This is a genomic window from Luteimonas deserti, from assembly GCF_013425765.1.
GTDB lineage: Bacteria > Pseudomonadota > Gammaproteobacteria > Xanthomonadales > Xanthomonadaceae > Luteimonas > Luteimonas deserti.
On the sequence record NZ_JACCJZ010000001.1, the window covers coordinates 94,613 to 117,166 of the forward strand.

A 22,554-nucleotide genomic window follows, 5' to 3' on the forward strand; every position below is an offset into this window, starting at 1 on the left:
GCCCCGAACTTAGCAGCGCCGGGTCAAGGCGCCGTGTGTGCCCCGCAGTCAGCCGGCGCCGGGGCGCAGGTCCAGGCCGAGGGCGTGACCCACGACGCGCACGCCCTCGTCGTCGTCGCGGGCGGCGATGACGCCGGACACCGTGGCGTCGCCGTCGTCCCAGGTCCACAGGCTGTAGTCCGCGATACGCAGCTGGTCGTGGGCAGCGTCGATCAACGCACCGGGCGCACGCCCCGCGAGCTGGGCGGGATCGGTGGGGTCCTCGATGCCCCAGTCCACGTCCACCCGGTACCGCGCGGCCAGCGTGCCGATCGCGTCGACCAGGGTCACCCGGTCGTCCTCATGCACGCGGAAACTCGAACGCCAGTCGCTGACGTCGAGCAGCACCGCCAGCGCACGCTGCGGGTCGTCGTCACCGCCCAGCGCCTCCTGCCATTCGAGGAACTGCTGCTGCGCCGCCTCCGCATCGCCAGGATTGACCAGCAGCAGCCACTGCCAGACCAGGGCCTCGATGTCGGCATCGCCGTCGGGCGTCTCGTCGTCGAGGCGCTCGGCGGCGAAGTTGTCGTCGGGATCGAACTCGTCGGCGGGCATGTGCATGGCGGCGTCCAGGCGGGCGGGCCAGTGTGCCGCCTGGACGCGCCTTGCGGAATGGCGGCGCAGGAGAGGCGCCGCCGCCGTCACGCGACCGCGGGACCCCGGCCGTGACGCCGGGCGTCGCAGCGCGCCCAGGCATAGAGCGCCAGGCCGGCGGCAGCGGTGGCAGCACCGACGTAACCGGTCGCGGTCCAGCCGAACCCGGCGCCGATCGCCAGGCCGCCGAGCCAGGGGCCGAGGGCGTTGGCCGCATTGAACGCGGCGTGGTTGGACGCCGCGGCGAGGGTCTGTGCCTCGCCGGCGACGTCCATCAGACGCGCCTGCAGCACCGGCGCCAATGCGCCCATCGTGCCCAGTGCGCCCACGGCGGGCAGCAGCGACCAGGGCGAGTGCGCCGCCAGCGGGAACAGCAGCAGCACCGGCAGCGACCAGCCGAGGATCCATGCGACCGCACGGAACTGCAGCCGGTCGAACAGCCAGCCGCCCGCGAGATTGCCGGCGATCGCACCGACGCCGAAGGCGGCCAACGCCAGGGGGATCCAGGCTTCCGCCATGCCGGTCACCTCGACCACGGTGGGCGCCAGATAACTGAAGACGCAGAACATGCCGGCGAATCCGACCGCCGCGATCGCCAGGGCCAGCCACACCTGCGGGCGGTTGAACGCGCGCAATTCGCGCAGCGGCGACTGGCCGGACGCAGCCGGCGTGGCGGGGACCAGGCGCCAGACGCAGGCGGTCGTGCACAGTGCCAGCAGCGCGACCAGGGCGAACGTCCAGCGCCAGCTCGAGAGCTGACCCAGCCACGTCGCCAGCGGATTGCCCACGAGGATCGCGACCGACAGTCCCAGCAGCACACGACTGACCGCCGCGCCGCGCTGCGCCGGCGGACTGATCGAAGCCGCGACCAGCATCGCCACGCCGAAGTAGGCGCCGTGCGGCAGGCCGGCCACGAAGCGCGCGGCGAGCATGGTGCCGTAACCCGGCGCGAGCGCCGTTGCCAGATTGCCCAGCGCATAGAACGCCATTAGTGCCATCAGCAGCGCGCGCCGGCTCCACGACGCACCGAGCACTGCAAGCACGGGCGCGCCGATCACGACCCCCAATGCGTAGGCGCTGATCATGTGGCCTACCTGCGGCTCGGCGACAGCGAAGCTCCGCACGAGGTTCGGCATCAGGCCCATCATCGCGAACTCGCTGGTGCCGATGGCGAACCCGCCGAGCGCGAGCACGAACAGGATCCACCCGACCCGGGCCGGCGGGCGGTCCTCGGTCGGTGGTGGGGGCGGGGATCCGGACATGGATGTATTGTGCACCGCAGCATGCGTCGCGATCCTCACGTAGAGGCCATCCCCCCCGCGGCGCAGAGGCCCCGACCCCAAGACGACGGCACGTGGACATCCTGGAGCGAACAGTGGCGACTTTCCGCAACAGGAGTCCGCCGATGTCGCTGGTCGCCTTCGGTCTCAACTGCACGCTCAAGCGGGGCGATGCGCCCTCCTCCACCCAGGCCATGCTGGATGCGGTCCTGCAGGCACTCGCCGGACACGGCGTGCAGACGGGCAGCGCGCGCGTGGTGGACTTCGACGTGAGGCCCGGCGTCACCCGCGACGAGGGCGACGGCGACCAATGGCCGCAGCTGCGCCAGCGGATCATGGACGCACAGATCTTCGTGCTGGCCACGCCCATCTGGCTGGGACATCCCTCGAGCGTGGCCCAGCGCGTGCTCGAGCGGCTGGATGCGGTCCTGGGCGAGGTCGACGAGGCCGGCTGCTATCCCACCTTCGGCAAGATCGCGGTGCCGGCGGTCGTGGGCAACGAGGACGGCGCTCACCATGTCCATGCGCAGCTGATGCAGGGGCTGGTGGACGTGGGCTTCACCGTGCCCGCCGCCTCGCCGCCCTACTGGGTGGGCGAGGCGATGGGCGGCACCGACTTCAAGGATCTTGACGGCACTCCCGACAAGGTGGCCTCGTCGATCCGAACCATCGCCAGCAATGCCGTGCATCTGGCAGGCCTGTTGCAGACGCACCCCTATCCTGCAACCGGGCGCTGAGCGACGCCGGCAGTGTCCCGCTCTGATCCCCCCGGACCACGTGGTGGCGATCTCCGGATCGGCTGCGCGGGATGGTCGATCCCGACACGCGACGCGGCGCTGTTCGGCGACGGCGACAGCGCGCTGGCCCGCTATGCCACGCGGTTCGACTGCGTCGAGATCAACTCCTCGTTCTACCGGCCGCACCGGCCGTCGACCTACGCGCGCTGGCGGGCGAGCGTGCCGGCGGACTTCCGGTTCTCGGTCAAGCTGCCGCGCACGATCACCCACGACGCCGCGCTGCACGGCACCGCGCCGCTGGTGGACGCGTTCCTCGAGGGCGCCACCTGTCTGGGCGACACACTCGGCTGCCTGCTCGTCCAGCTGCCACCGGCGCTGGCCTACGACGGCCGGGTGGCGGGTGCGTTTTTCGGTGTACTGCGTCGGCGCTGGGACGGGGACATCGCCTGCGAGCCGCGGCATGCGAGCTGGCTCACGCCGCGGGCCGAGGCGCTGCTGCGTCGCCACCGCATCGCGCGCGTCGCGGCCGACCCACCCCGCCACGTCGATGATGCACGACCCGGCGGCGTGCCGGAGCCTGTGTACTGGCGCTGGCACGGCAGCCCGCGCATCTACTACGACGCCTACGGCCGGACCGGCCTCACGCGGATCGAGGCGCAGCTGCGTGCGCATCCCGGCGTGCGGCAGTGGGTGATCTTTGACAACACCGCGGCAGGTCATGCCGTCCCCGATGCAGCCGCGCTGCAGTCGGCGCTGCGGTGATCATCCTGCGCGCACGCGGCCGTGTGGCAGGATGCCGCTCCCGCCGATCGCCCACCGTGCTTTGAACGTCCCCGCCACTGCCGAGAGCCTCCGGTTCCTGCCCGCCCATGGCGAGCTCGCGGGACGGATCGCGGCGTTCGACTGGAGCACCACCCCGCTCGGCCCGATCGCGGACTGGCCGCAGTCGCTGCGCACGACGCTCGGCCTGATGCTCGAATCGCGTTTCGCGATGTGCCTGTGCTGGGGGCCGGAGCTCACGCTGTTCTACAACGACGCCTATGCGCCGTTTCTGGGCGCGAAAGAGCCGCGGGCCCTGGGCCGGCCGCTGCAGGCGGTGTGGTCCGAGGTCTGGGACGACATCCAGCCACTGGTGGCCAGCGCGATGCGCGGGACGGCGACCTGGCACGAGGACATGCCGCTGACGATGGAGCGGCACGGTTATCCGGAAGAGACGTACTGGACGTTCTCCTACACCCCGGTGCGCTGCGAACGGGACCAGGTCGCGGGCTTCCTCAACATCGCCACCGACGCCACCCGCAAGGTGCAGAACGACCGCCGCCTGCGCGCGGACGTGGAGCAGCTGGGTCGCATGTTCGACCAGGCGCCGGGCTTCATGGCCATGCTCAAGAGTCCCGAGCACGTGTTCCAGTACGTCAATCCGAACTACCAGCGCCTGGTCGGCGAGCGTGAACTCCTCGGCCGGCGGGTCGCGGACGCAATGCCCGATGCCGTGGCCCAGGGGTACCTGGCGCTGCTCGACGAGGCCTACCGCACGGGTCTCGCCTTCACCGCCGAGGGCGCGCGCTATATCGTCCAGGCGACCCCGGGCACCGCCTCGGTCGAACGCTATCTGGACTTCGTGTTCCAGCCGATCAGCGACGAGACCGGCGTGATCGGCATCTTCGTCCAGGGCTTCGACGTCACCGCGCGTCGCCTGGCCGACCTGGCGTTGCGCGCGCGCGAGACCGAGCTGCGTGCGATCAACAGCGACCTCGAACAGCAGGTGGTGGCGCGGGCACGCGACCGCTCCCTGACCTGGCAGGTCACGCCCGACCTGCTGGCGGTGATCGATCCCGACGGCTCGATCGAGTCGGTCAACCCGGCGTGGACGCCGCTGCTGGGGCTGGACAGCGGCGACCTCGTCGGCCGCTGCTGGTGGGACCACGTGCTCGAGGACGACCAGGCGGTCACCCGCGATGTCCTCGCATCGCTGCGCGAGGGCCGTCCGGTGCGCAGTTTCGAGAACCGCTGGCGGACCCGCGCCGGCAACCTGCGCACGCTGTCCTGGGTGGCGACACCGGAAGGCGGGCGCTTCTACTGCAGCGCGCGCGACGTCACCGACATCAAGGCGGCCGCGGAGGCGCTGGCCCGCTCGCAGGCGCAGCTGCGGGTGCTGTTCGAGACCAGCTACCAGCTGCAGGCGATGTGCACCCTGGACGGCACGCTCACCGACGCCAACCGGACCGTGCTCGATGCGCTCGGCGCGGAGTTCGAGGACGTGGTCGGTCGACCCTTGTGGTCCACGCCGTGGTTCAGCGATACCCCCGGCATGTCGGGCCACGTCCGCACCCTGTTCCTGCGCGCTGTCGAAGGCGAGACCGTACGCGACGAGCTGACCGTGAACCTGCCGACCGGCCGACGCATCTACGACTTCTCGCTGCGTCCGATCCACGACGCCGCCGGGCAGATCATCTCCGTGGTGCCGGAGGCCATCGACACCACCGAACGCCGCAATGCCGAGGCGGCGCTGCGCCAGTCGCAGAAGCTCGAGGCGATGGGCCAGCTCACCGGCGGCGTCGCCCACGACTTCAACAACCTGCTCACCCCCATCGTGACCGCCCTCGACCTCGCCTCCGATCCGGATGCCCGGGCCGAGCGGCGCACACGGATGCTCGACGTGGCACGGCGCGCGGCCGACCGCGCCGCGACCCTCGTCCAGCGCCTGCTCGCGTTCGCGCGTCGGCAGCCCTTGCAGCCGGTCGAGGTCGACGTCGGACAGCTGGTGACCGGGATGGCCGACCTGATCGAGAGTTCCAAGGGCCCGCGCATCCAGATGGTGCTCGACATCGCGTCGCCGCTGGCGCCGGCGATCGCCGATCCCAACCAGCTCGAGATGGCCATTCTCAATCTGAGCGTGAACGCCTGCGACGCGATGCGCGGCCAGGGTGGCGTGCTCACGCTGGCCGTGCGCAACGCCCACGCCGAAGCCGATGCGGCGAGCGGGCTGGCTGCCGGCGACTATGTCGTGGTCACGGTGGCCGACACCGGCCACGGCATGGACGAGGCCACCCGCCAGCGCGCGATCGAGCCGTTCTTCTCCACCAAGGGTGTCGGTCAGGGCACCGGGCTGGGCCTGTCGATGGCCCACGGCGTCGCGTCCCAGCTCGGCGGTCGCCTGTGCATCGACAGCGATCCCGGGGCAGGCACCACCATCGAATTCTGGCTGCCGGTCGCGCAAGCGCGGGCGGCCGCTGATGCAGACGTCAACGAGGACACTACCGTGAGCAACCCGACAGAATCCCGCGGCACCGCCCTCGTCGTCGATGACGACGACGCCGTCCGCATGTGCACCGCCGATGCGCTCGACGACATGGGCTACCGCGTCGTGGAGGCAGGTTCGGCCGAGGAGGCGCTGGTCGCCCTCGATGGTGGTCTCGCCCCCGTTCTCATGGTCACCGACCATCTGATGCCGGGCATGTCCGGCGCCGAACTCGCCCGTGCGGTGCGCCTGCGCCTGCCGGCGACGGCCGTGGTCATCGTCTCCGGCTATACCGGCATGACCGATTTCGACCCCGGGCTCACGATCCTCGGCAAGCCGTTCCGGCAGCACGAACTGATGGCCAGCGTCGAGGCGGCGATGGCCGCCGGATCCGCGGCGGCCTGAGCACGGCCCGCCTGCCGTCCGGTGCGAACGGCGGGCGGCCTCCGCTCCGCATGCCAGCCGGCGAGCGGTTTCCCGTCGCGGGACGCCGTCGCCGGATGCAGCGACTGCATTTCGGGACTGCGGCGGCCGCGATCGTGCGACACCGTCTCGACTCCGCACTGGCCAGGCTGGCGGCATGCGTTTTCCCGGTCTCCAACCCTATGCCAACCGCCACGGCGGAAGCGGCGTGACCGCGTGGGTACGCCATGGCGATCTGCTGGTCGTGGAGTTCGGCCATGGACCGGTCTACGTCTACGCCGCGCGCGCCGTGGGTCGACCGCTGTTCACCGCGCTGTGCGATGCGGCGCTGGCCGGACACGGACTGTCCACGCTGATCAGCCGTGAGGTCGGTGACCGTTACGCCGCGCGCTTCGACGACCGCGAGGACTGGAGTCGTACGCTCGCCGGTCGGCGCTCGCGCGCGGCGCATTGACCGCACCGCACACGCGATCGTCCGGCCGGCCCATCAATCGGCCTGGCTCGCGATGATCCGGCCCATCAGGGCATGCAGGCGCCCGAGGTGGCCCGACCCTGCGGTACCGGTGCGCTCGTCCGAGGTCATCACCACCGTGAGACCGAGCGTCGGCACGACGTAGAGCATCTGCCCGCCGTGCCCCCATCCGAAGCGCACCTCGTGTCCACCGATGGACCGGGTGAACCAGCCGTAGCCGTAGCCATCGCCGGTGTAGACCGACCGCGTCCGCGGCCGCCAGGAGTGCGCGATCCAGGTCGCGGGCAGGAGTTGCGCACCGGAGCTCGCCCGACCCTGGTTGCGGTACAGCTCGCCGAAGGCGAGCAGGGATCGTGGCGTCATCGCCATCTGGTTGCCGCCGAGGTGGATCCCTTGCGGATCACGCTCCCAGGCGGTGACGGCGAAGCCCGGCTGCGGGCCCAGCCACTCGCGCGCGAGCTGCAGGGTCGAGCGCCCGCTGACCTCGACGAGGATCGCCGAAAGCAGATGCGTGGAGCCGGTCGAATACAGCATCGCGCCACCCGGCGCGTCGACGAACGGCTGCGCCAGTGCAGCGCGCACCCAGTCGCGCTGCGCGACCCATCGACCGTAGTGGCGGCCCGAGGTCGGCTGCAGGCCGGCCTGCATCGACAGCAGGTGACCGAGGGTCAGGTCCGCCATGCGCGGATCGGGCGAGGCCGGCATCCGGTCGGCGAGCAAGGGTGCGACCTTCTGGTCCACGCCTTCGAGCAGGCCGCGTTCGATGGCGATGCCGACGAGTGCGGAGACGACCGATTTCGAAGCCGACTTGATGTTGGTCGGGCGCGCGGGCGAGCCGCCGTGGTAGCCGCGCTCGGCCAGCACCACACCCTCGCGCGCGACGAGCACCGTACGCAGCGGTGTCAGTGCGGCCGCGTCGTCGAGTACGGCATCGAGTGCGGACTCCGAGGCCGCGACCGGGGTTGCGCAGAGGACCAGCATCCACAGGCAGAGCAGGCGCTTCATCGCGCGAGTATCGATGCGCGCGCGGAAACTCGCGGTGAACCGCCGGGCATGCCGCCGTCGGTCACGCGGCGCGGAAGCCGGCCGATGCGGCCTCGGCGACCAGCGACTGGTGTGCGCCGACACCCGCCAGCACCCCGGCGGCGATCGCCGTGGTCGCGCTGTGCATGGGGCTCGCCGCGTCGCCGGCGGCGTACACGCCCGGCACCGTCGTCTGCTTCATCGCGTCGACGCGGACATGGGCGCAGAGCGGGCCGTCGTCGAAGGCGCAGCCCAGATCCGCCGCGAACGGACTGGCCTGGGTGCTCGCCGGCACCGTGAACAGCGCATCGACGGCCAGGATCCGACCGTCCGCGAGACGGACGCCGTCGAGCGCCGGTGCCTTGCCCACCAGCCCGACGACCGGACTGTGTTCGACGACCACGCCGCGCGCGGCCAGTTTCGCCGCGGTGTCGGCGTCGGGCGGGTAGCGGCCCTGGGTGAAATACGTCGTCGGTCCCCAGTCCGGCAGCAGCAGCGCCTGGTGGGCCGCTCCCGGATGATTCGCCAGCACGCCGAGCGCACGGTCGGCGACTTCGAAGCCATGGCAGTACGGACAATGCAGGACGGTCGTGCCCCAGCGGGTGGCGAGCCCGGGCACGTCGGGCAGGGAGTCCCGCAGCCCCGTCGCCAGGACCAGCCGGCGTGCGCTGCGCGTACTCCCGTCGTCGAGCGTGACCACGAGCTCACCCGCGAGGGCGGCGACACCCGAGGCCTGCGCCGCGCGCACCTCGACGGTGGGATAGCGCGCGAGCTCCGCGCGCCCGTGTGCGAACAACCGGGCCGGAGGCGTTCCGTCGTGCCCGAAGATGTTGTGCGCGGCGGCCGCGAAGCGGTTGCGGGGCTGCCCACCGTCGATCACGAGGACCGAGCGCCGCGCGCGTCCGAGGGCCTGGGCCGCCGACAGCCCCGCGAAACTGCCGCCCACCACGATCACGTCGTATCCCATGCGTCCTCCATGCGGCCCGTCGCAGCATGCGACGGATCACGTCACTTATGAAGTGTCATGATGCGCCGTGTCGGATCGTCTTGCAACTCGGTTTGTGTCGTGATGTCGCCGCTGGTATACCGGACACCCCCCGAGTGGCCATCCCCATGCGCAACGACAGTCGCCTGAGCCGCATGCTGCACGTGCTGATCCACCTCGCCGGACGCGCGGCGCCCGCGACGTCGGACGACATCGCCGCGATGCTCGACACCAATCCCGTGGTGGTGAGGCGGACCATGGGGGGCCTGCGCGACACCGGCTACGTCAGCTCGGTGAAGGGGCACGGTGGCGGCTGGTCCCTGGCGCGGCCGCTGGACGACATCACTCTGCTCGACATCCACGAGGCGCTGGGCGCCCCGAGTCCGTTCGCCTTCGGGGTGGCCAACGACACCCCGTCGTGCCTCGTGGAACAGGCGGCCAATGCCCACCTCATCGACGCGATGAGCGCCGCCGAGGCGCTGCTGCGCACGCGACTGGGGGCAGTGACGCTGGCCGACGTCGCCCGCGATTTCGAGACGCGGCTCGCGGCGCTTCCGGATGCGCATCGAGGGCGCGCCTAGGACGGCGCCCGCTTCGCCCGCCGATCGGCTCAGGGCCGCGCGGTGGCTCCGGCCGGCAGGTCGCGCTCGAGCGTGCGGTCGAAGCAGGTCTCGCCCACACCGTGCTGCCACTCCTGCTGGATCCATGGCTCGGCCTGCCGCAGCGCGTCGCGGCTGTCGGTCGCGAAGCGCGCGCACAGGCGGAACCGGCGCGCGTCGATGACCGTGTAGCCGTAGGTCGCACCGCTGGCCGGATCGACGATGCGGCCGCCCGGGTCGAGCGCGGACAGCGACGCCGGCAATGCGTGCTCGCGCTGTGCATGCGCATTGACCCGCCGTTCGATCGCGACGAGATCGCGGACGCGGGCCGCGTCGAGGCGCGCCTCGCGCTGCGACGCCGGCGAGCCGATCAGGACCAGCGCAGCGCCTACGGCGAGCAGCGACACCAGGCCGCCGGCGATCAGCAGGCCGCGGCCGTATCCCGACACCGTCACGGCTCGACCTCCTCGCGGCGCAGATCGAGCAGGTAGAACGAGAAGATCGCGCCTGCAAGGGTGCCGGCGACCAGCACCTTGAGCAGGAACCGCATGCTCAACTCTCCACCCAGCAGGTTGTAGACCAGCGCGATCAGGTCGCACAGCAGCACGGTCGCGGCCAGGAACAGCGTCATGTAGGTCAGCCACCGCCGCACCGCCGACAGCCGCTTGAGCGGATTGCGCGCGATCTCACGCGAGAGCTTGCGGGCGACGAACGCGAACACCGGGAACGCGATGACGACGGAGGCCGCCGCCAGACGCATCGACTGGCCGGCGTGCGCGAGCCGGGAAGCAGGATCGGCGGGATCGGGAAAGGCGTGGTTGATGAGGTTGAACAGCAGGCTGCCGAGCTGCCAGGCCCAGACATACAGCGTGGCGAACAGCACCAGGTGCAGGAAGGCTTCGCGCGCCGAGAGGTAGGGCCGGGGACGGGGCACCGGCACCGCGAACGGAATGTCGGCATACGTGCCCAGCGCGCTTTGCACCTGTTCGGGCGGCCAGCCGGCCCGGCCCAGCACATCGGCGACATCGGCGCGACTGGCGCCCGAGGCCAGGGCCTCGCGGACGAACCCGTCCAGATTCTGTGTGGCCGCGGCCATCGGCATGCCTCCCTGACGAAGCGGCGAATCTAGCAGCCGCCGTGCCGTAGGGTCACCGTGTTCAGAAATCAGTCCCGGCGCGGCCGTCCGCGCGTGGGAAAATGCGCGCATGGGCGAACCCGAACTCCAGCCACCGGCTGCCACTGCAGCCGACGCACCCGCGCGCGCGTTGACCGACGCGCTCAAGGCCGACATCCGCGCCGCCTACGCCAGCCTGCAGGCCAATACCCCGGGCTTCAGTACGCGCCGCTCGCAGAGCGCGATGATCGGCCTGGTCTCGCGTGCGCTCGCGACCTCGGGCGGAATCGGCGTGGCCGAGGCGCCGACCGGTGTCGGCAAGAGCCTGGCGTATCTGACGGCGGGCGTACCGATCGCGCTGGCGACGAAGAAGAAGCTGGTGATCAGCACCGGCACGGTGGCCCTGCAGTCGCAGCTGGTCGAGCGCGACATTCCGGCCTTCCTGGCCGCGACCGGCCTGCAGGCGACCGTCGCGCTGGCCAAGGGGCGCACGCGCTACCTGTGCACGCGCAATGCGGCCGAACTGCATGCCGAACACAGCCAGGGCACGATGCTGCTCGACGGTCAGGGCCCCGACGAGGGCGGCGACTACGCCCGCCAGCTCGACGACCGGCCGCTCGCGCCGCACGAGGTGGACGCGGCACGCCGCCTGCTCGAGGCGCATGCCGAACGTCTCTGGGACGGTGATCTGGACGCGGCGCCCGAACCGGTCTCGCCTGCCTTGCGCATGCGGGTCACCACTCCGGCGTCGGGATGCTCGGGTCGCCGTTGCGGCTTCGCGCAGCAGTGCCCGGTGCTCAAGGCGCGCACCCACGTGCGCGACGCGCAGGTCGTGGTGACCAACCATGCCCTGCTGCTCTCCTCGTTGGCGATGGGCGATATCGAGAACGGGCAACCGCTGCTGGCGCCGCCCGCCGAGATGCTGCTGGTGCTCGACGAAGGCCACCACGTCGCCAATGTCGCCATCGACCAGGGCGCCGCTCGACTGCCGCTGGCCGACATGGCCAGGCGCACCGGCCGTATGCAGATCCTCATCGCCGGCAGCTACCGCCTCGTCGACAAGGAGAAGATCGGCGGCCTGCTGCCCAACGAGGCGATCGATCTCGCGATGCGCGTGTCGAAGGCGCTCAAGGCCTTCCAGCTGGAGGTCGACCGGATGTGGCAGCCCGAACCGGGCGACCGCGACCCGATGTGGCGCGCGCCGCTCGGTCGACTGCCCGAGGCCTGGGCGCCTGCGATCGAGGGGCTGGCCGACGATACGCGTGCGCTTCTCAACTGGGTGCACGCCGCGCAGCAGGCGGTGGCCCGCGTGAAGCAGGACGAGCCGGCGCGCGAGAAGCTGCAGCGGGCCCTGGGTCTCGCGCTGGAAACGGTGGAGCAGCAGCACGACCTGTGGGTCGGCTGGCGTCGCGAGGATCGCGAGGGTGCGCCGCCCATGGCCCGTTGGGTCACGGCCACCCGCGACGGCGATCTCGCCTGTCACTGCTCGCCGGTGTCGGCGGCCCATGTGCTGCGTTCACTGCTGTGGAAAGAGGTCGATTCGGTGGTGATGACCTCGGCCACGCTGACCGGCGGTGGCGACTTCCAGGCCTTCGCCATCGACACCGGCCTGCCCGACCATGCCGAGACGGTCTCGCTGCCGTCGCCCTTCGACCTGCCGCGACAGGCCCAGCTCGTGGTTCCGCGCTTTCCGGTGGCCCCCGACGACCGCGAAGGTCATCCCAGGGCCGTCGCCGAGTGGCTCGCACGCGAGCTCGACTGGACCCGAGGCAGCATGGTCCTGTTCACCTCGCGCTGGAAGATGGAGAAGGTGGCCGAGCTGATGCCGGCGTCGCGCCGCGCGGCGATCCAGCTGCAGAGCAGCGGCAACAAGTCGCAGGTGGTGGCGGCGCACTTGGAGCGTGTCGCCGCCGGCAAGGGCTCGGTGCTGTTCGGACTCAACTCGTTCGGCGAAGGACTCGATCTGCCCGGCGAGGCCTGCACGACGGTCGTGATCACCCAGGTGCCGTTCGCGGTTCCGACCGATCCGCAGACCGCCACGCTCGGCGAATGGCTCGAGGCACGCGGGCACAACCCGTTCAACCTGATCGCGGTCCCGCATGCGCTGCGCACGTTGACCCAGTTCGCCGGCCGTCTGATCCGCACGTCCACCGATACCGGACGGGTCGTGATCCTCGACTCGCGGCTGCTGAGCCGGCAGTACGGCAAGCGCATCCTCGATGCCCTGCCCCCGTTCGAGCGCGTCATCGGCTGAGCGTGGTCGGCCGGGCACGCGCAGGCCTCGCCAGCTCCGGCGCGCCCGCCAGCGGCGACCGCGCCCCGATACGAAAACAGGCGGCCGAAGCCGCCTGTCCTGGTGTCCGATCTGCTCGACTCAGCGGTCCTTGCGGACCTCGTCGGCGGCCTTGCCGACCTCGTTCTGGGCCTTGCCGACATTCTTCTGCACCTTGCCCTCGACTTCCTGGGCGGTGTCGCCGGTCACCTTGCCCGCGACTTCCTTCGCGGTGCCCTTGACCTGGTTCTTCATGCCTTCGCTGCGGTTGTTGTCCATGGTGTGTGCTCCGCCTGCCGGATTGCAGGATGGGTCCTTTGTAGACGGCAGCCGTGAAGCCGAGGGTGAAATCGTCATGGCCGCGATGGGCACGATGCAGCAAGGTGGAAGCGGCGTGCAGATCGCCCGTTCATCGGCGCCGCCGTCTCAGAGGATCGGCATGCCGCCCGTGACCGCATAGCGGCCGCCGGTCATGTAACTGCCTTCGTCCGACGCCAGCAGCACGTAGATCGGCGCGCACTCGGCGGGCTGTCCGGGACGCTTCATGGGGGTCTGGTTGCCGAACTCCTTGACCGATTCGGGCGGCAGCGTCGCCGGGATCAGCGGCGTCCAGATCGGACCGGGCGCCACCGAGTTCACCCGGATGCCCTTCTCGGCCAGCATCTGCGCGAGGCCCGCGCTGAAGTTGGCGATCGCGCCCTTGGTCGTCGCGTAGGGCAGCAGGCTGGGGTTGGGCTTGTCGGAGTTGATCGAGCTGGTGTTGATGATCGAGGCACCGGGCTTCATGTGCGGCACCGCGGCCTTGCACAGGTGGAACATCGCGGTGATGTTGACCTGGAAGGTGTAGTCCCACTTCTCGTCGGGAATCTCGTCCAGCGAGTCGTAGCTCATCTGGTAGGCGGCGTTGTTGACGAGGATGTCGAGCCTGCCGAAGGCGTCCATCGTCTTCTGGACCAGTGCGCGGCAGTGCGCGGGGTCGGCGATGTCGCCCGGCACCAGCTCGCAGCGGCGGCCGGCCTCTTCCACCAGACGCCTGGTCTCGCGCGCATCGTCATCCTCGTTGAGGTAGCTCACCAGGACGTCGGCGCCCTCGCGTGCATACGCCAGCGCGACCGCGCGGCCGATGCCACTGTCGCCTCCGGTGATCAACGCGACCCGATCGGTGAGTTTGCCGCTGCCGCGATAGCTCGATTCGCCGTGGTCGGCCTGCGGGTCGAGCTTGGCTTCGACGCCGGGGACGTCCTGTTGCTGGGCGGGCTGGTTCATGAAGGGACTCCGGATGGGGGGCGCATCACCCTAGGGGCGCCGGCGTTGTGCAGCCGTGACCGGTCGCATCGGCCCGGACCGGGCGTGTGCACCGGCTGCACACGCCCTCGTCTACGCTCGCGCCCCCAGACAGGACATGCCGATGCGACTACAGGCCGGTTGCGAGATCGTGGTGGAAGCCGAGGCGGATTGCGCCGTGGTGGCGATGCTGCGCCCGCGCAGCAATGCGGCGCAGTGGCTGGTGAGCGAGACCTGGCGGTTCACCCCGCAGGTGCGGCCTTCGGAATACATCGACGGCTTCGGCAACGTCTGCCAGCGCTTCATCGTGCCCCGGGGGCGCATGACCATCCGCGCCGAGCTGGAAGTGGAGACCGACGCCGACATCGCGACCCCGGGGACCGCGCCCGCGACCGCGCCTGCGCTGCTGCCGCCGGACACGCTGCAGTACCTGCTGCCGAGCCGGTACTGTCCCTCCGACCGCCTGTTCGACGACGTGCTGGACATCGTCGGCGATGCGTCGCCCGGCGCGGGCCAGGTGGAGGCCATCTGCGGCTGGATCCGCCGCCACGTGGTCTACCGCTATGGCGAGAGCAATGCCAGCACCGACGCCATCGAAACGATGCGGCACGGCGCCGGCGTGTGCCGCGACTATGCCCATGTCGGGATCGCCCTGTGCCGTGCGCTGCGCCTGCCTGCGCGCATGGTGGTCGGCTACCTGTACGGCCTCGAGCCGATGGACCTGCATGCCTGGTTCGAGGTCTGGCTCGATGGGCGCTGGTACACCTGCGACGCGACCCAGGCGGACCCGCGCGGTGGGCGCATCGTGGTGGCGATCGGTCGCGATGCCGCCGATGTGGCCTTCCTCACCAACCACGGGGGGCTGAGTACGGTCGACATGCAGGTGTGGGTGGGCCTGACGCCGGCCGGTTGAGCCGGAACGTCGCAACGCCTAACGGGCCCGAGAACCGGAACGCGGACTGAGCCGGGCTCGGGAGGTGTCCCGGGTCGCGTGCCGCTGTTGCAGTCGCGGCTCGACGCGCCGGCAGCATGTTCACGCCGGACCGATGCCGCCGTGCACAGACTCGCCTCGCACCGCAACGGAGAGGCCAGCCGCATGAACAGCTATACCCTCGAATACGACATGACGCAGAGCCTGTGGGTCCTTCGCGACAACGCGGACGGCCGTGTCCTGCGTGCGTTCCTGAGCCGGCGGGAGGCGACCGAAGGCGGCCTGCTGCGCGCCCTCGTGGGTCCGGAGGCGTGTCTGCGGATCCGTAACGCGGATGGCAGCTTCGAGCGCGACCTGGCACGCGTGCTCGGCGTGGAGGGTCCGATGACCCGGCACCCGGGAGTCGCGGCCAATCACGAACTGCCGGACTCGCGCGCTGCGGCCTGAAGCGCACTCACGGCGACCGGCGTGCCTCATGCACGCGATGGTCGCCGGCGCGCATGGCGTTTCGCCTCGGGATGAGATCGGCCGGCTGATCACGACGTGGTCCGCCGGCTGACACGATGGGCCCACACGGCGCTCGATGCCGTCAACCTCCGTTGCTGTCGTTGCGGACCGCCCATGCGTACGTGTCGTCGCGACGAGGCCTTCGTCACGCCAGCGGACGGTTGCGCTGCGATCGCCTCGATATCGCGTGTCCATGCGCACTCCGCACATCCTCGTCCCGCCGACGGCACGATACCCGCACACGACACGGGCGCCCGAAGGCGCCCGTGTCTGATGTTGCAACGAGGGAGCGTCCCTCTCGCGTCCGTTGCTCAGAACGCGTATTCGGCGGTCAGGCCGAGCAGCGCCGTCGAGCGCTTGGGGCCTTCGAACGTCACGCCCGATGCGGGATCGCGGACATCGCCGGACTTCGCCCGGTAGTAGTCGTAATGCACGCCGACGCTGAAGTTGTCGGTCGCGTTCCAGCCGGTGCCGATGCCGGCGTACCAGCTGTTGCGACCGTCGCGGCGGCCGCTGTCGAGGCCGAGGTTCTGGCCCACGGAATTGTAGTACTCGACGTTGTTGTCGGACGCGCGGAAATAGCCGCCGCGTGCGCCGAGATACCACTCGGGAGTCACGTTGAGGCGCGCGTTTCCGCCGACCTGCCAGCCACGCAGCGCATTGGTGTCCTGGCGCTGGTTGACGTCGTCGTCGCGGAACGCGTTGCGCACGACGAGATTGCCGAGATCGGTGTAGCCGCCTTCGACGCCGAGGCCGAAGTTCTGGGCGACCTTCCAGCGGTAACCACCGACCAGGCCGTAGCCGGTCTTGCGGCCGTCGCGGCTCTCGAACACGTTGAAGTCGCCCGTACCGAAGCGCCCCGCGGTGCCGCCGTCGGTCCGACCGACGCTGCCGGCGACGAAGCCGTTGCCCTCGCCGACCTGCAGATCGGGGCGGTAGGTGTCGCCTGCGCTCTGAGCGAACGCGGTGGGGGCGCACAGGGCCGCAACGATCGCGGCCGGAAGAATGAACTTGTTCATGGGTCTTGTCCTCTTGTTGGTCTTGTGGCTGCGCAACGCGTCGGGGCTTGGCGCGTTCGGGGGATCGCATGCCGGTGCAGCGGCGTGGCGGAGGATCCGCCGGCGCGGACGCAGTAGAGACGTTCCAAGCTGAAGCGCGTACAAACCTTCACGCCAGCGGGACCGTGCGCTAACGGTCCTGTTCAAGTCGGGTTTACATCGATGAGGAACGTGTGCGGAGCGCGATGGTCGCGCCGATCCTCCTTGCACACGGTCGGACCGGCTCGGATACGATGCCGCGCTGTCCGCAGGGGAGTTTCCACCGTGCATCCGACCAAGGGCCCGCTGCTGACCCGCGACATCGCCGACGCCATGCGCGCCGCCCGCGATACCGGCGAGGCGTATTGGACGGGGTCGCTGGACCTGGGGCGCACCACCGACACGGCGGTCCTGCAGGCAGCGCAATGGTCCTGGCGAGGCGTCGCCTATCCGTGGCCGGACCGGCTCAAGGACCGCACGCTCTACCGGTTCGCCGACGACGAGTGGCGCGCGGTGTCGCGTTACGCGGGCTCGCTGATCAAGCTGGTGCCCACGCCCTGGGGCGCGCCGACGTTCGAGATCGACGGCATCAAGATGCTGCCGACCGCACGGGTATCCCCGTTCGAGGACGCGCGCCGCAAAGTGGCGCTGGTGGAACCGCGTGGTCGCCACGTGCTGGACACCTGCGGTGGCCTCGGCTATTTCGCCGCGTGTTGCCTCGAGGCCGGTGTTTCGCGGATCGATTCGTTCGAGAAGAACGCCGATGTGCTGTGGCTGCGCACGCTCAATCCCTGGTCGCCGGACCCCGAGGCGACGGACGGGCGGCTCCGGCTGGTGCATGCCGACGTCGCGGACGCGATCCGCACGCTGCCCGACGCGGGGTTCGACGCCGTGCTGCACGATCCGCCGCGCTTCGGTATCGCCGGCGAGCTGTATTCGCAGACGTTCTACGACCAGCTGGCGCGGGTGATCCGTCGCGGCGGACGATTGTTCCATTACACGGGTGCGCCCAACCGGCTGACCAGCGGCCGCGACGTGCCGAACGAGGTCGCGCGGCGGCTGGCCAAGGCCGGATTCCGTACGGGCCTGGCACTCGACGGCGTGCTCGCGACGCGACGCTGAGCGCGATCATCCCGCGCGGCGCAGTGCGAGCACACCGCTCCGCACGCGCGGCCACCCGTCATTAACGACTGCGCTGCCACGCTCGGCCCTCGCTTCGACTGGAGACACCGATGCAGCCTGCCCGTGCACTCGACGAACCGGCGCGCCAGCGCGCACTCGACCGTTACCACGTCCTCGACACCCTGCCCGAGGCCGCCTACGACGACATCGTGCATCTCGCCGCCTCGCTGTGTGGCACGCCCACGGCGCTGATCAGTTTCATCGACCGCGACCGGCAGTGGTTCAAGGCCCGCACCGGCATCGACACGCGCCAGACCGGGCGCGATGTCGCGATCTGCGACCACGCGATCCGGGCGCCCGACCGGCTGTTCGAGGTGCCCGACCTGCGCCGCGACGCCCGGTTCGCCGGCAATCCCTACGTCGACGGATCCGAAGGCGACAAACGCTTCTACGCCGGGATGCCGCTGGTCACGCCGGACGGTGCCGCGATCGGCACCGTGTGCGTGCTCGACGACGCCCCGCGCGAACTCGATGACGGCCAGCGCGCGTCGCTGCAGTCGCTGGCACGGTTGACCGTGACCCTGCTCGACAGCCGCGTGCGCGAACGCACCCTCGAGCACACCGCCTTCGTGGCGCAGGCGGCGCCGGCAGCCGCCGCGCCGGACGACGAGGCGGCCGCGTATATGCTCGCCCTGATCGAGCTACAGGACTACGCCGGCACCGTGGAGCGGCTCGGAGAGCGCAGCACGGAGAAGCTCCTGCTGCAGCTCGATGCGGCGATCGACCAGACACTCGCCGGTGGCCGTGATGCGGTGACCCGCAGCAGCGGAAGCGGCGAATACGTCGCCGTCCTCCATGGGCTCGATGCGCTCGACACCCTGTGGCGGCTCAACGCGGTGATCGAACGCGAGGCCGGGGGACTCGGATTGCGCTTCGCCTACGGCATGAGCATGGGCATGCCCGGCGAGCCGACCGCCACCGTGTTCATGCGGGCGGACGAGGATCTGCTCGACCGCAAGCGCGCCCTGGTGTCCTGAGCGACGCGGCCGAAGCAGGCGCCGCCACCCCGGCCGTACAGGCGCAACCCGACGCCTGCGCTCGAAGCCCCTTTGACGCCCGCGCGAACTCACCCGCGACGGATGCTCAGCGCTGGAACACCACCCGCTGCGGCCGATGCAGGGCGAACCCCTGCGCGTAGTCCACGCCGAGCTCGGCGAGGATCTCGAGCACCCGCGCGTTGTCGACCCACTCGGCGACCACCTTGAGGCCGCGCTGGTGGCCGATCTGCACGATCGCGCTGACGATCGTCCGGCTCATCGGGTCCTCGTCCAGCTCGCGGATGAAGCTGCCGTCGATCTTGATAAGGTCCACCGGCAGATTCTTGAGATAGCCGAAGGACGACATGCCCGCGCCGAAATCGTCCAGCGCGATGCGGCAGCCGGCCTCGCGCAGGCGGGCGATCACCGCCGCCACCTTGAGCAAGCTGCGCACGGCCACCGTCTCGGTGATCTCGAGGCAGAACCGTTCGGCCGGCACGCCGTGCTCGGCGATGCAGGCGAGGATGAAATCGGCCAGGTCCTCGTCCTCGATGCTCGCGCCCGACAGATTGATCGCACAGGTGCGCAGGGCCTCGCCCCGTGGATGCAGCCGGGCGAAATTGGCGACGGCCGTGCGGATGACCCAGCGGTCCACCGCCGGCATCAGGCCGTAGCGCTCGGCCGCCGGCAGGAAGCTGCCGGGCATGATCTCGTCACCCGATTCGTCGCGCAGGCGCAGCAGCAGTTCGGCGTGCGCACCGGCACCGGCCGCCTCGCCGACCGGCACGATCTCCTGGTAGTCGAGCAGCAGCCGGTCCTGCTCCATCGCCGCGCGCAGCCGGTTCACCCATTCCATCTCGCCGAGCCGCCGCGTGCTGTCGTCGTCCTCGCGGTAGACGTGCACGCGGTTGCGGCCGGCCTCCTTGGCCTGGTAGCAGGCACTGTCGGCCCAGGCCATCACGTCCTTGAGGCTGATGCCGGGGCGGTCGGCCAGCACCACGCCGATGCTGGCGCTGACCGAGTAGGTGCGGCCCTGCCAGACGAACCGCACGGTGTCGATGCAACGTCGCAGCCGCTCGCCCAGGGCCACCGCCATGGCCTCGTCCACATCGAACGCGAGCAGACCGAACTCGTCGCCGCCGAGCCGGGCCAGCATGTCGCCTTCGCGCAGGTTGAGCCTCAGTGCGAGGACCAGCTCCACCAGCAGCTGGTCGCCCGCGATATGCCCGGACAGATCGTTGATGACCTTGAACTGGTCGAGGTCGAAGTACAGCAGCGCGAACGGCGGCGCCTGCGGATCCACCGCGCGCTCGCGCAGCGCCTCCGACAGCCGGCGCTCGAACTCGCGCCGGTTGCACAGTTCGGTGAGCGCGTCGTGGGTGGCCTGGTAGCTCAGGCGCTCGGTCAGCTCGCGGTGCTCGCTGATGTCGGTGGCGGTGAGCAACAGGTGCGGCGCGCCGTCCACCACCACTTGCGCCAGCGAGACCCGCGCCCAGAACGCGCGTCCGGCCTGGCCGATCGCCACCTCGTGACCGTCCCAGCCACCGCTGACACCGGCGCCGGGCATGGCCTCGCGCGCACGCGGATCGGCGAACAGTGCGGGCAGCGGAGTCCCCACCACGTCGCCGAGACGCTGGCGCGCGGCCTGGTTGGCGTAGGTGATCCGCTGGCCGGGTGCGTCTGCCAGCAGCACGAGCACCGGCAGCAGTTCGTTGAGGGTGCGGAACCGGGCTTCGCTCTCGCTGAAGCGCGCGCTCATCCGCTGGCCCAGCGCCAGCGCTCGCCGATGGGTCCCGGCCACCGACCACAGCAGCATCGACAGCAGCACCGTGATCAACGCGCCGGCCACCGCGGTCGAGCGCACGTGGACCAGGCCCGGACGGCGCTCCAGTGGGTGCATGCGCACTTCCCAGCGGCGTCCGCCGAACTGCAGTTCGCGCACCAGCGGCGTCCCGGCATGGGCCGGCAAGGGCCCGCCTGCGAACACGACCGCCGGCTCGGGCCCGGTGTCGAGATCGCGGATGTCCACGTGCAGGAACTCGAGAATCCGGCCCTGCAGCGCGGCGCGCACCATCGGGTCGAGCTGCAGGCTGATCGCCAGCGCACCGACCTCCCGCGCGCGCCGCTCGTCGGGATCGGCCGGCACCTGGCCCGGCGAGTACACCGGAAGGCGCAGGGTCACGCCGAGGGCGCGGCTGTCGGCCTCCTGCGCCTGGGCCAGCCGGAACGGCGCCGACATCACCACGGTGTCGCTGTCGCGGGCGCGCTCGAGCGCGCGCAGGTTGGCCGGCTGGCGGGCGATGTCGATGCCCATCACGGCCTCGTTGCCCTCGATCGGGGTGACCAGTTCGTAGCGGTAGGACGGCGGCGCGCCCGGCGCAGGCGGCCGGTAGCGCGCGAAGCCCGTGGTCCGGTAGCCGGGCAGTTCGTCCACCGCGCGCAGATTCGCCTGGTAGCGGGCGAAGGCGGCCTGATCCATCGCCACATGCGACAGGAACACGGTCTGCATCGCGCGCAACGCGACCGAGGCGGCGTCGAGCGGGTCGTGCAGGCGGGCCTCCGCAGCGTCGGCGAGCGAGGCGTGCAGCGCGTCCGCGCGCGCCTCGGCCATCCGCCATTCGCGATAGCAGAGCGCGGCGGTGACCACCAGACCCGCCAGCAGGACCACCGCGGCCATCGCCGCGGGCGGCCAGGCCGCGAGCAGACCGCCCCGCGCCCGGCCCTGGGGCAAGGGCGACATCTGCGGCGCGTTCCCGTTTGGCTCCACTGTGCGCATGGCGGCTGGCGGCCCCGGTTTCGATGACGGTACGACCGATCCGGGCCCCGGCGCCAGAGGTTCGCCCCCGGCCGCCCGCGCCGGGCCATGGAACGCCGACCGGTTCCTACCGGTATCGGGCATCCCCCCGGCTTCTTGAATGCGCAGCCCGCCGGGCCGAGCGCGACGCAGGCCCGGGTCGCGTGTGGCGTCAGCGGATCACCGGGCGTCGCGATGCCGACGTGGGGCTGAACCGTTGCGCCCCCGGGAAGCAGATGCACGTGCGACCGCCCGCAGGGTCACGCGCGGATCACCCGGCGCTGGCCATCCTCGCCCTCCCCGCAACGCACGAGACCACCCTTATGAAGCTCTTTCGAATGATGACCGTCGGCGCGCTCGGCTATGTCGCCTACCGCGCCTGGCAACGCCGCCAGCCGGGCACCGGCACGGGGACATCCGGCAACGGCGCCCTGAGCCGCGAAACCACCGGTGCGCTCGCCGACGACGGCAGCCGGACCACGCCGCATGGCGATCCGGTCCTGGTCGGCGAAACCCTCGATGTCGGCCCGGAGCCGGCCGCCGGTTCGCAGTCGAGCCGGGGATTCGGCGGCGCCTGACCTCCCCGGCACCGGGCCCGCGAGCCCGGCCGCGAGGTCGACACGACGCAGCGCACCCGCGCTGCGTTTTGTTTTGGCCGCACGCACGCGGGTCTGCGCTGCGTATCCATGTATGCCGGCGCAGCGCGGCGCCAGCCCCGTATTGCGCCGGGCGCGGGCGCCGGCTCACGCCTGCAATGCACGCTTGCAGACCGGTCGCCTGCGCCGGGGCACCACGTGCGGCGGCACCGCCCTGGCCGGCGCGCCTGGCCCGGTGTCGTGCCTTCCCTACCCGTCACATCCGATCGCCTACGCTGCGCGCGCGGATTCCCCCCACCCGCCTGGTTCCCTCACGTGAAATCCTTCAAGAAGCTCGCTCGACGCTTCCGCCTCGCCGTGCCCGCATCGCCCCGCGTGCCGAGCCTGTCGTCCAGCACCGCCCGCAACGTCGAGGCCACCATCCGTGCCGCTCTCGTCCAGGCCGGTCTCCAGCCGGGTCCCCGCGC

At 70.9% G+C, this 22,554-nt stretch carries 21 protein-coding genes; 11 read left to right on the plus strand and 10 right to left on the minus strand.

All coding sequences use genetic code 11. The features are described from left to right. Positions 1–48: 48 nt before the first annotated feature. Positions 49–600 carry a DUF6630 family protein gene (locus H0E82_RS00390; protein WP_180542985.1) on the minus strand — a complete coding sequence of 184 codons (552 nt, stop codon included), beginning with the start codon at positions 598–600 and terminating at the stop codon, positions 49–51. An 80-nt stretch (positions 601–680) separates the two neighbouring features. Then, positions 681–1,895, minus strand: a complete 1,215-nt coding sequence (locus tag H0E82_RS00395; RefSeq protein WP_180542986.1) for an MFS transporter — start codon at positions 1,893–1,895, stop codon at positions 681–683. 143 nt (positions 1,896–2,038) lie between these two features. On the opposite strand from H0E82_RS00395, the gene H0E82_RS00400 reads away from it, so the two are divergent. The 4 genes from H0E82_RS00400 (at position 2,039) to H0E82_RS00415 (ending at position 6,768) form a co-directional block, all read left to right on the plus strand. Continuing rightward, positions 2,039–2,650 (plus strand): flavodoxin family protein, encoded by a 612-nt coding sequence (locus tag H0E82_RS00400; RefSeq protein ID WP_180542987.1) that lies wholly within the window; start codon positions 2,039–2,041, stop codon positions 2,648–2,650. Positions 2,651–2,662: 12 nt separating this feature from the next. Next, the gene (locus H0E82_RS00405; protein WP_180542988.1) at positions 2,663–3,412 is read left to right on the plus strand and encodes a DUF72 domain-containing protein; all 750 of its coding nucleotides are present in this window, start codon (positions 2,663–2,665) and stop codon (positions 3,410–3,412) included. Between the two features lie 61 nt (positions 3,413–3,473). Next, positions 3,474–6,296, plus strand: a complete 2,823-nt coding sequence (locus H0E82_RS00410; RefSeq protein WP_180542989.1) for a PAS domain-containing protein — start codon at positions 3,474–3,476, stop codon at positions 6,294–6,296. A 175-nt stretch (positions 6,297–6,471) separates the two neighbouring features. After that, on the plus strand, positions 6,472–6,768 hold the full coding sequence (locus H0E82_RS00415; protein WP_180542990.1) for a hypothetical protein: 297 nt from the start codon (positions 6,472–6,474) through the stop codon (positions 6,766–6,768). Positions 6,769–6,801: 33 nt separating this feature from the next. Here H0E82_RS00415 and H0E82_RS00420 read toward each other — a convergent pair whose 3' ends face one another. Together H0E82_RS00420 and H0E82_RS00425 are read right to left on the minus strand one after the other, a co-directional pair. Further along, positions 6,802–7,791 (minus strand): serine hydrolase domain-containing protein, encoded by a 990-nt coding sequence (locus tag H0E82_RS00420; RefSeq protein WP_180542991.1) that lies wholly within the window; start codon positions 7,789–7,791, stop codon positions 6,802–6,804. A gap of 61 nt (positions 7,792–7,852) precedes the next feature. Next, the gene (locus tag H0E82_RS00425) at positions 7,853–8,776 is read right to left on the minus strand and encodes an NAD(P)/FAD-dependent oxidoreductase (protein WP_180542992.1); all 924 of its coding nucleotides are present in this window, start codon (positions 8,774–8,776) and stop codon (positions 7,853–7,855) included. Positions 8,777–8,922: 146 nt separating this feature from the next. On the opposite strand from H0E82_RS00425, the gene H0E82_RS00430 reads away from it, so the two are divergent. Further along, a complete protein-coding gene (locus H0E82_RS00430; protein WP_180542993.1) occupies positions 8,923–9,375 on the plus strand; it encodes an Rrf2 family transcriptional regulator in 453 nt (150 codons plus the stop codon). A gap of 29 nt (positions 9,376–9,404) precedes the next feature. Here H0E82_RS00430 and H0E82_RS00435 read toward each other — a convergent pair whose 3' ends face one another. Together H0E82_RS00435 and H0E82_RS00440 are read right to left on the minus strand one after the other, a co-directional pair. Further along, entirely contained in the window at positions 9,405–9,848 is a 444-nt protein-coding gene (locus H0E82_RS00435; RefSeq protein WP_180542994.1) for a hypothetical protein, read from the minus strand. After that, positions 9,845–10,489, minus strand: coding sequence for a DUF5671 domain-containing protein (locus tag H0E82_RS00440; RefSeq protein ID WP_180542995.1), 645 nt, complete (start codon positions 10,487–10,489; stop codon positions 9,845–9,847). Before H0E82_RS00440 ends, H0E82_RS00435 begins: the two co-directional genes overlap by 4 nt. Positions 10,490–10,598: 109 nt before the next feature. On the opposite strand from H0E82_RS00440, the gene dinG reads away from it, so the two are divergent. Further along, a complete protein-coding gene (dinG, locus tag H0E82_RS00445) occupies positions 10,599–12,761 on the plus strand; it encodes an ATP-dependent DNA helicase DinG (protein WP_180542996.1) in 2,163 nt (720 codons plus the stop codon). A gap of 120 nt (positions 12,762–12,881) precedes the next feature. On the opposite strand, the gene H0E82_RS00450 is transcribed toward dinG, so the two are convergent. After that, a complete protein-coding gene (locus tag H0E82_RS00450; protein ID WP_180542997.1) occupies positions 12,882–13,058 on the minus strand; it encodes a CsbD family protein in 177 nt (58 codons plus the stop codon). 147 nt (positions 13,059–13,205) lie between these two features. Beyond that, positions 13,206–14,045, minus strand: coding sequence for an SDR family oxidoreductase (locus tag H0E82_RS00455; protein WP_180542998.1), 840 nt, complete (start codon positions 14,043–14,045; stop codon positions 13,206–13,208). Positions 14,046–14,187: 142 nt separating this feature from the next. Here H0E82_RS00455 and H0E82_RS00460 point away from each other — a divergent pair, with 142 nt between their 5' ends. Then, positions 14,188–14,976: a transglutaminase domain-containing protein gene (locus H0E82_RS00460; RefSeq protein WP_180542999.1), complete on the plus strand. Its 789-nt coding sequence runs from the start codon at positions 14,188–14,190 to the stop codon at positions 14,974–14,976. A gap of 183 nt (positions 14,977–15,159) precedes the next feature. Next, positions 15,160–15,441, plus strand: a complete 282-nt coding sequence (locus tag H0E82_RS00465) for a hypothetical protein (RefSeq protein ID WP_180543000.1) — start codon at positions 15,160–15,162, stop codon at positions 15,439–15,441. Between the two features lie 371 nt (positions 15,442–15,812). Here H0E82_RS00465 and H0E82_RS00470 read toward each other — a convergent pair whose 3' ends face one another. Then, on the minus strand, positions 15,813–16,520 hold the full coding sequence (locus tag H0E82_RS00470) for an outer membrane protein (RefSeq protein WP_180543001.1): 708 nt from the start codon (positions 16,518–16,520) through the stop codon (positions 15,813–15,815). A 351-nt stretch (positions 16,521–16,871) separates the two neighbouring features. On the opposite strand from H0E82_RS00470, the gene H0E82_RS00475 reads away from it, so the two are divergent. Then, positions 16,872–17,660 carry a class I SAM-dependent methyltransferase gene (locus H0E82_RS00475; RefSeq protein ID WP_235974111.1) on the plus strand — a complete coding sequence of 263 codons (789 nt, stop codon included), beginning with the start codon at positions 16,872–16,874 and terminating at the stop codon, positions 17,658–17,660. Between the two features lie 110 nt (positions 17,661–17,770). Further along, positions 17,771–18,697, plus strand: coding sequence for a GAF domain-containing protein (locus H0E82_RS00480; protein ID WP_180543003.1), 927 nt, complete (start codon positions 17,771–17,773; stop codon positions 18,695–18,697). Positions 18,698–18,803: 106 nt separating this feature from the next. Here H0E82_RS00480 and H0E82_RS00485 read toward each other — a convergent pair whose 3' ends face one another. Continuing rightward, on the minus strand, positions 18,804–21,437 hold the full coding sequence (locus H0E82_RS00485) for a bifunctional diguanylate cyclase/phosphodiesterase (protein ID WP_180543004.1): 2,634 nt from the start codon (positions 21,435–21,437) through the stop codon (positions 18,804–18,806). Between the two features lie 377 nt (positions 21,438–21,814). On the opposite strand from H0E82_RS00485, the gene H0E82_RS00490 reads away from it, so the two are divergent. After that, a complete protein-coding gene (locus H0E82_RS00490; protein ID WP_180543005.1) occupies positions 21,815–22,069 on the plus strand; it encodes a hypothetical protein in 255 nt (84 codons plus the stop codon). Positions 22,070–22,554: the final 485 nt, after the last annotated feature.

What these genes read in the sequence shown, in the direction of transcription:
- H0E82_RS00465 (WP_180543000.1), top strand. Translation starts at nt 15,160, where the DNA reads ATGAACAGCTATACCCTCGAATACGACATGACGCAGAGCCTGTGGGTC.
- H0E82_RS00490 (WP_180543005.1), top strand. Translation starts at nt 21,815, where the DNA reads ATGAAGCTCTTTCGAATGATGACCGTCGGCGCGCTCGGCTATGTCGCC.
- H0E82_RS00475 (WP_235974111.1), top strand. Translation starts at nt 16,872, where the DNA reads ATGCGCGCCGCCCGCGATACCGGCGAGGCGTATTGGACGGGGTCGCTG.
- H0E82_RS00395 (WP_180542986.1), bottom strand. Translation starts at nt 1,895, where the DNA reads ATGTCCGGATCCCCGCCCCCACCACCGACCGAGGACCGCCCGCCGGCC.
- H0E82_RS00440 (WP_180542995.1), bottom strand. Translation starts at nt 10,489, where the DNA reads ATGGCCGCGGCCACACAGAATCTGGACGGGTTCGTCCGCGAGGCCCTG.
- H0E82_RS00420 (WP_180542991.1), bottom strand. Translation starts at nt 7,791, where the DNA reads ATGAAGCGCCTGCTCTGCCTGTGGATGCTGGTCCTCTGCGCAACCCCG.
- H0E82_RS00455 (WP_180542998.1), bottom strand. Translation starts at nt 14,045, where the DNA reads ATGAACCAGCCCGCCCAGCAACAGGACGTCCCCGGCGTCGAAGCCAAG.
- dinG (WP_180542996.1), top strand. Translation starts at nt 10,599, where the DNA reads ATGGGCGAACCCGAACTCCAGCCACCGGCTGCCACTGCAGCCGACGCA.
- H0E82_RS00400 (WP_180542987.1), top strand. Translation starts at nt 2,039, where the DNA reads ATGTCGCTGGTCGCCTTCGGTCTCAACTGCACGCTCAAGCGGGGCGAT.
- H0E82_RS00425 (WP_180542992.1), bottom strand. Translation starts at nt 8,776, where the DNA reads ATGGGATACGACGTGATCGTGGTGGGCGGCAGTTTCGCGGGGCTGTCG.
- H0E82_RS00485 (WP_180543004.1), bottom strand. Translation starts at nt 21,437, where the DNA reads ATGTCGCCCTTGCCCCAGGGCCGGGCGCGGGGCGGTCTGCTCGCGGCC.
- H0E82_RS00470 (WP_180543001.1), bottom strand. Translation starts at nt 16,520, where the DNA reads ATGAACAAGTTCATTCTTCCGGCCGCGATCGTTGCGGCCCTGTGCGCC.
- H0E82_RS00430 (WP_180542993.1), top strand. Translation starts at nt 8,923, where the DNA reads ATGCGCAACGACAGTCGCCTGAGCCGCATGCTGCACGTGCTGATCCAC.
- H0E82_RS00415 (WP_180542990.1), top strand. Translation starts at nt 6,472, where the DNA reads ATGCGTTTTCCCGGTCTCCAACCCTATGCCAACCGCCACGGCGGAAGC.
- H0E82_RS00480 (WP_180543003.1), top strand. Translation starts at nt 17,771, where the DNA reads ATGCAGCCTGCCCGTGCACTCGACGAACCGGCGCGCCAGCGCGCACTC.
- H0E82_RS00450 (WP_180542997.1), bottom strand. Translation starts at nt 13,058, where the DNA reads ATGGACAACAACCGCAGCGAAGGCATGAAGAACCAGGTCAAGGGCACC.
- H0E82_RS00390 (WP_180542985.1), bottom strand. Translation starts at nt 600, where the DNA reads ATGCACATGCCCGCCGACGAGTTCGATCCCGACGACAACTTCGCCGCC.
- H0E82_RS00460 (WP_180542999.1), top strand. Translation starts at nt 14,188, where the DNA reads ATGCGACTACAGGCCGGTTGCGAGATCGTGGTGGAAGCCGAGGCGGAT.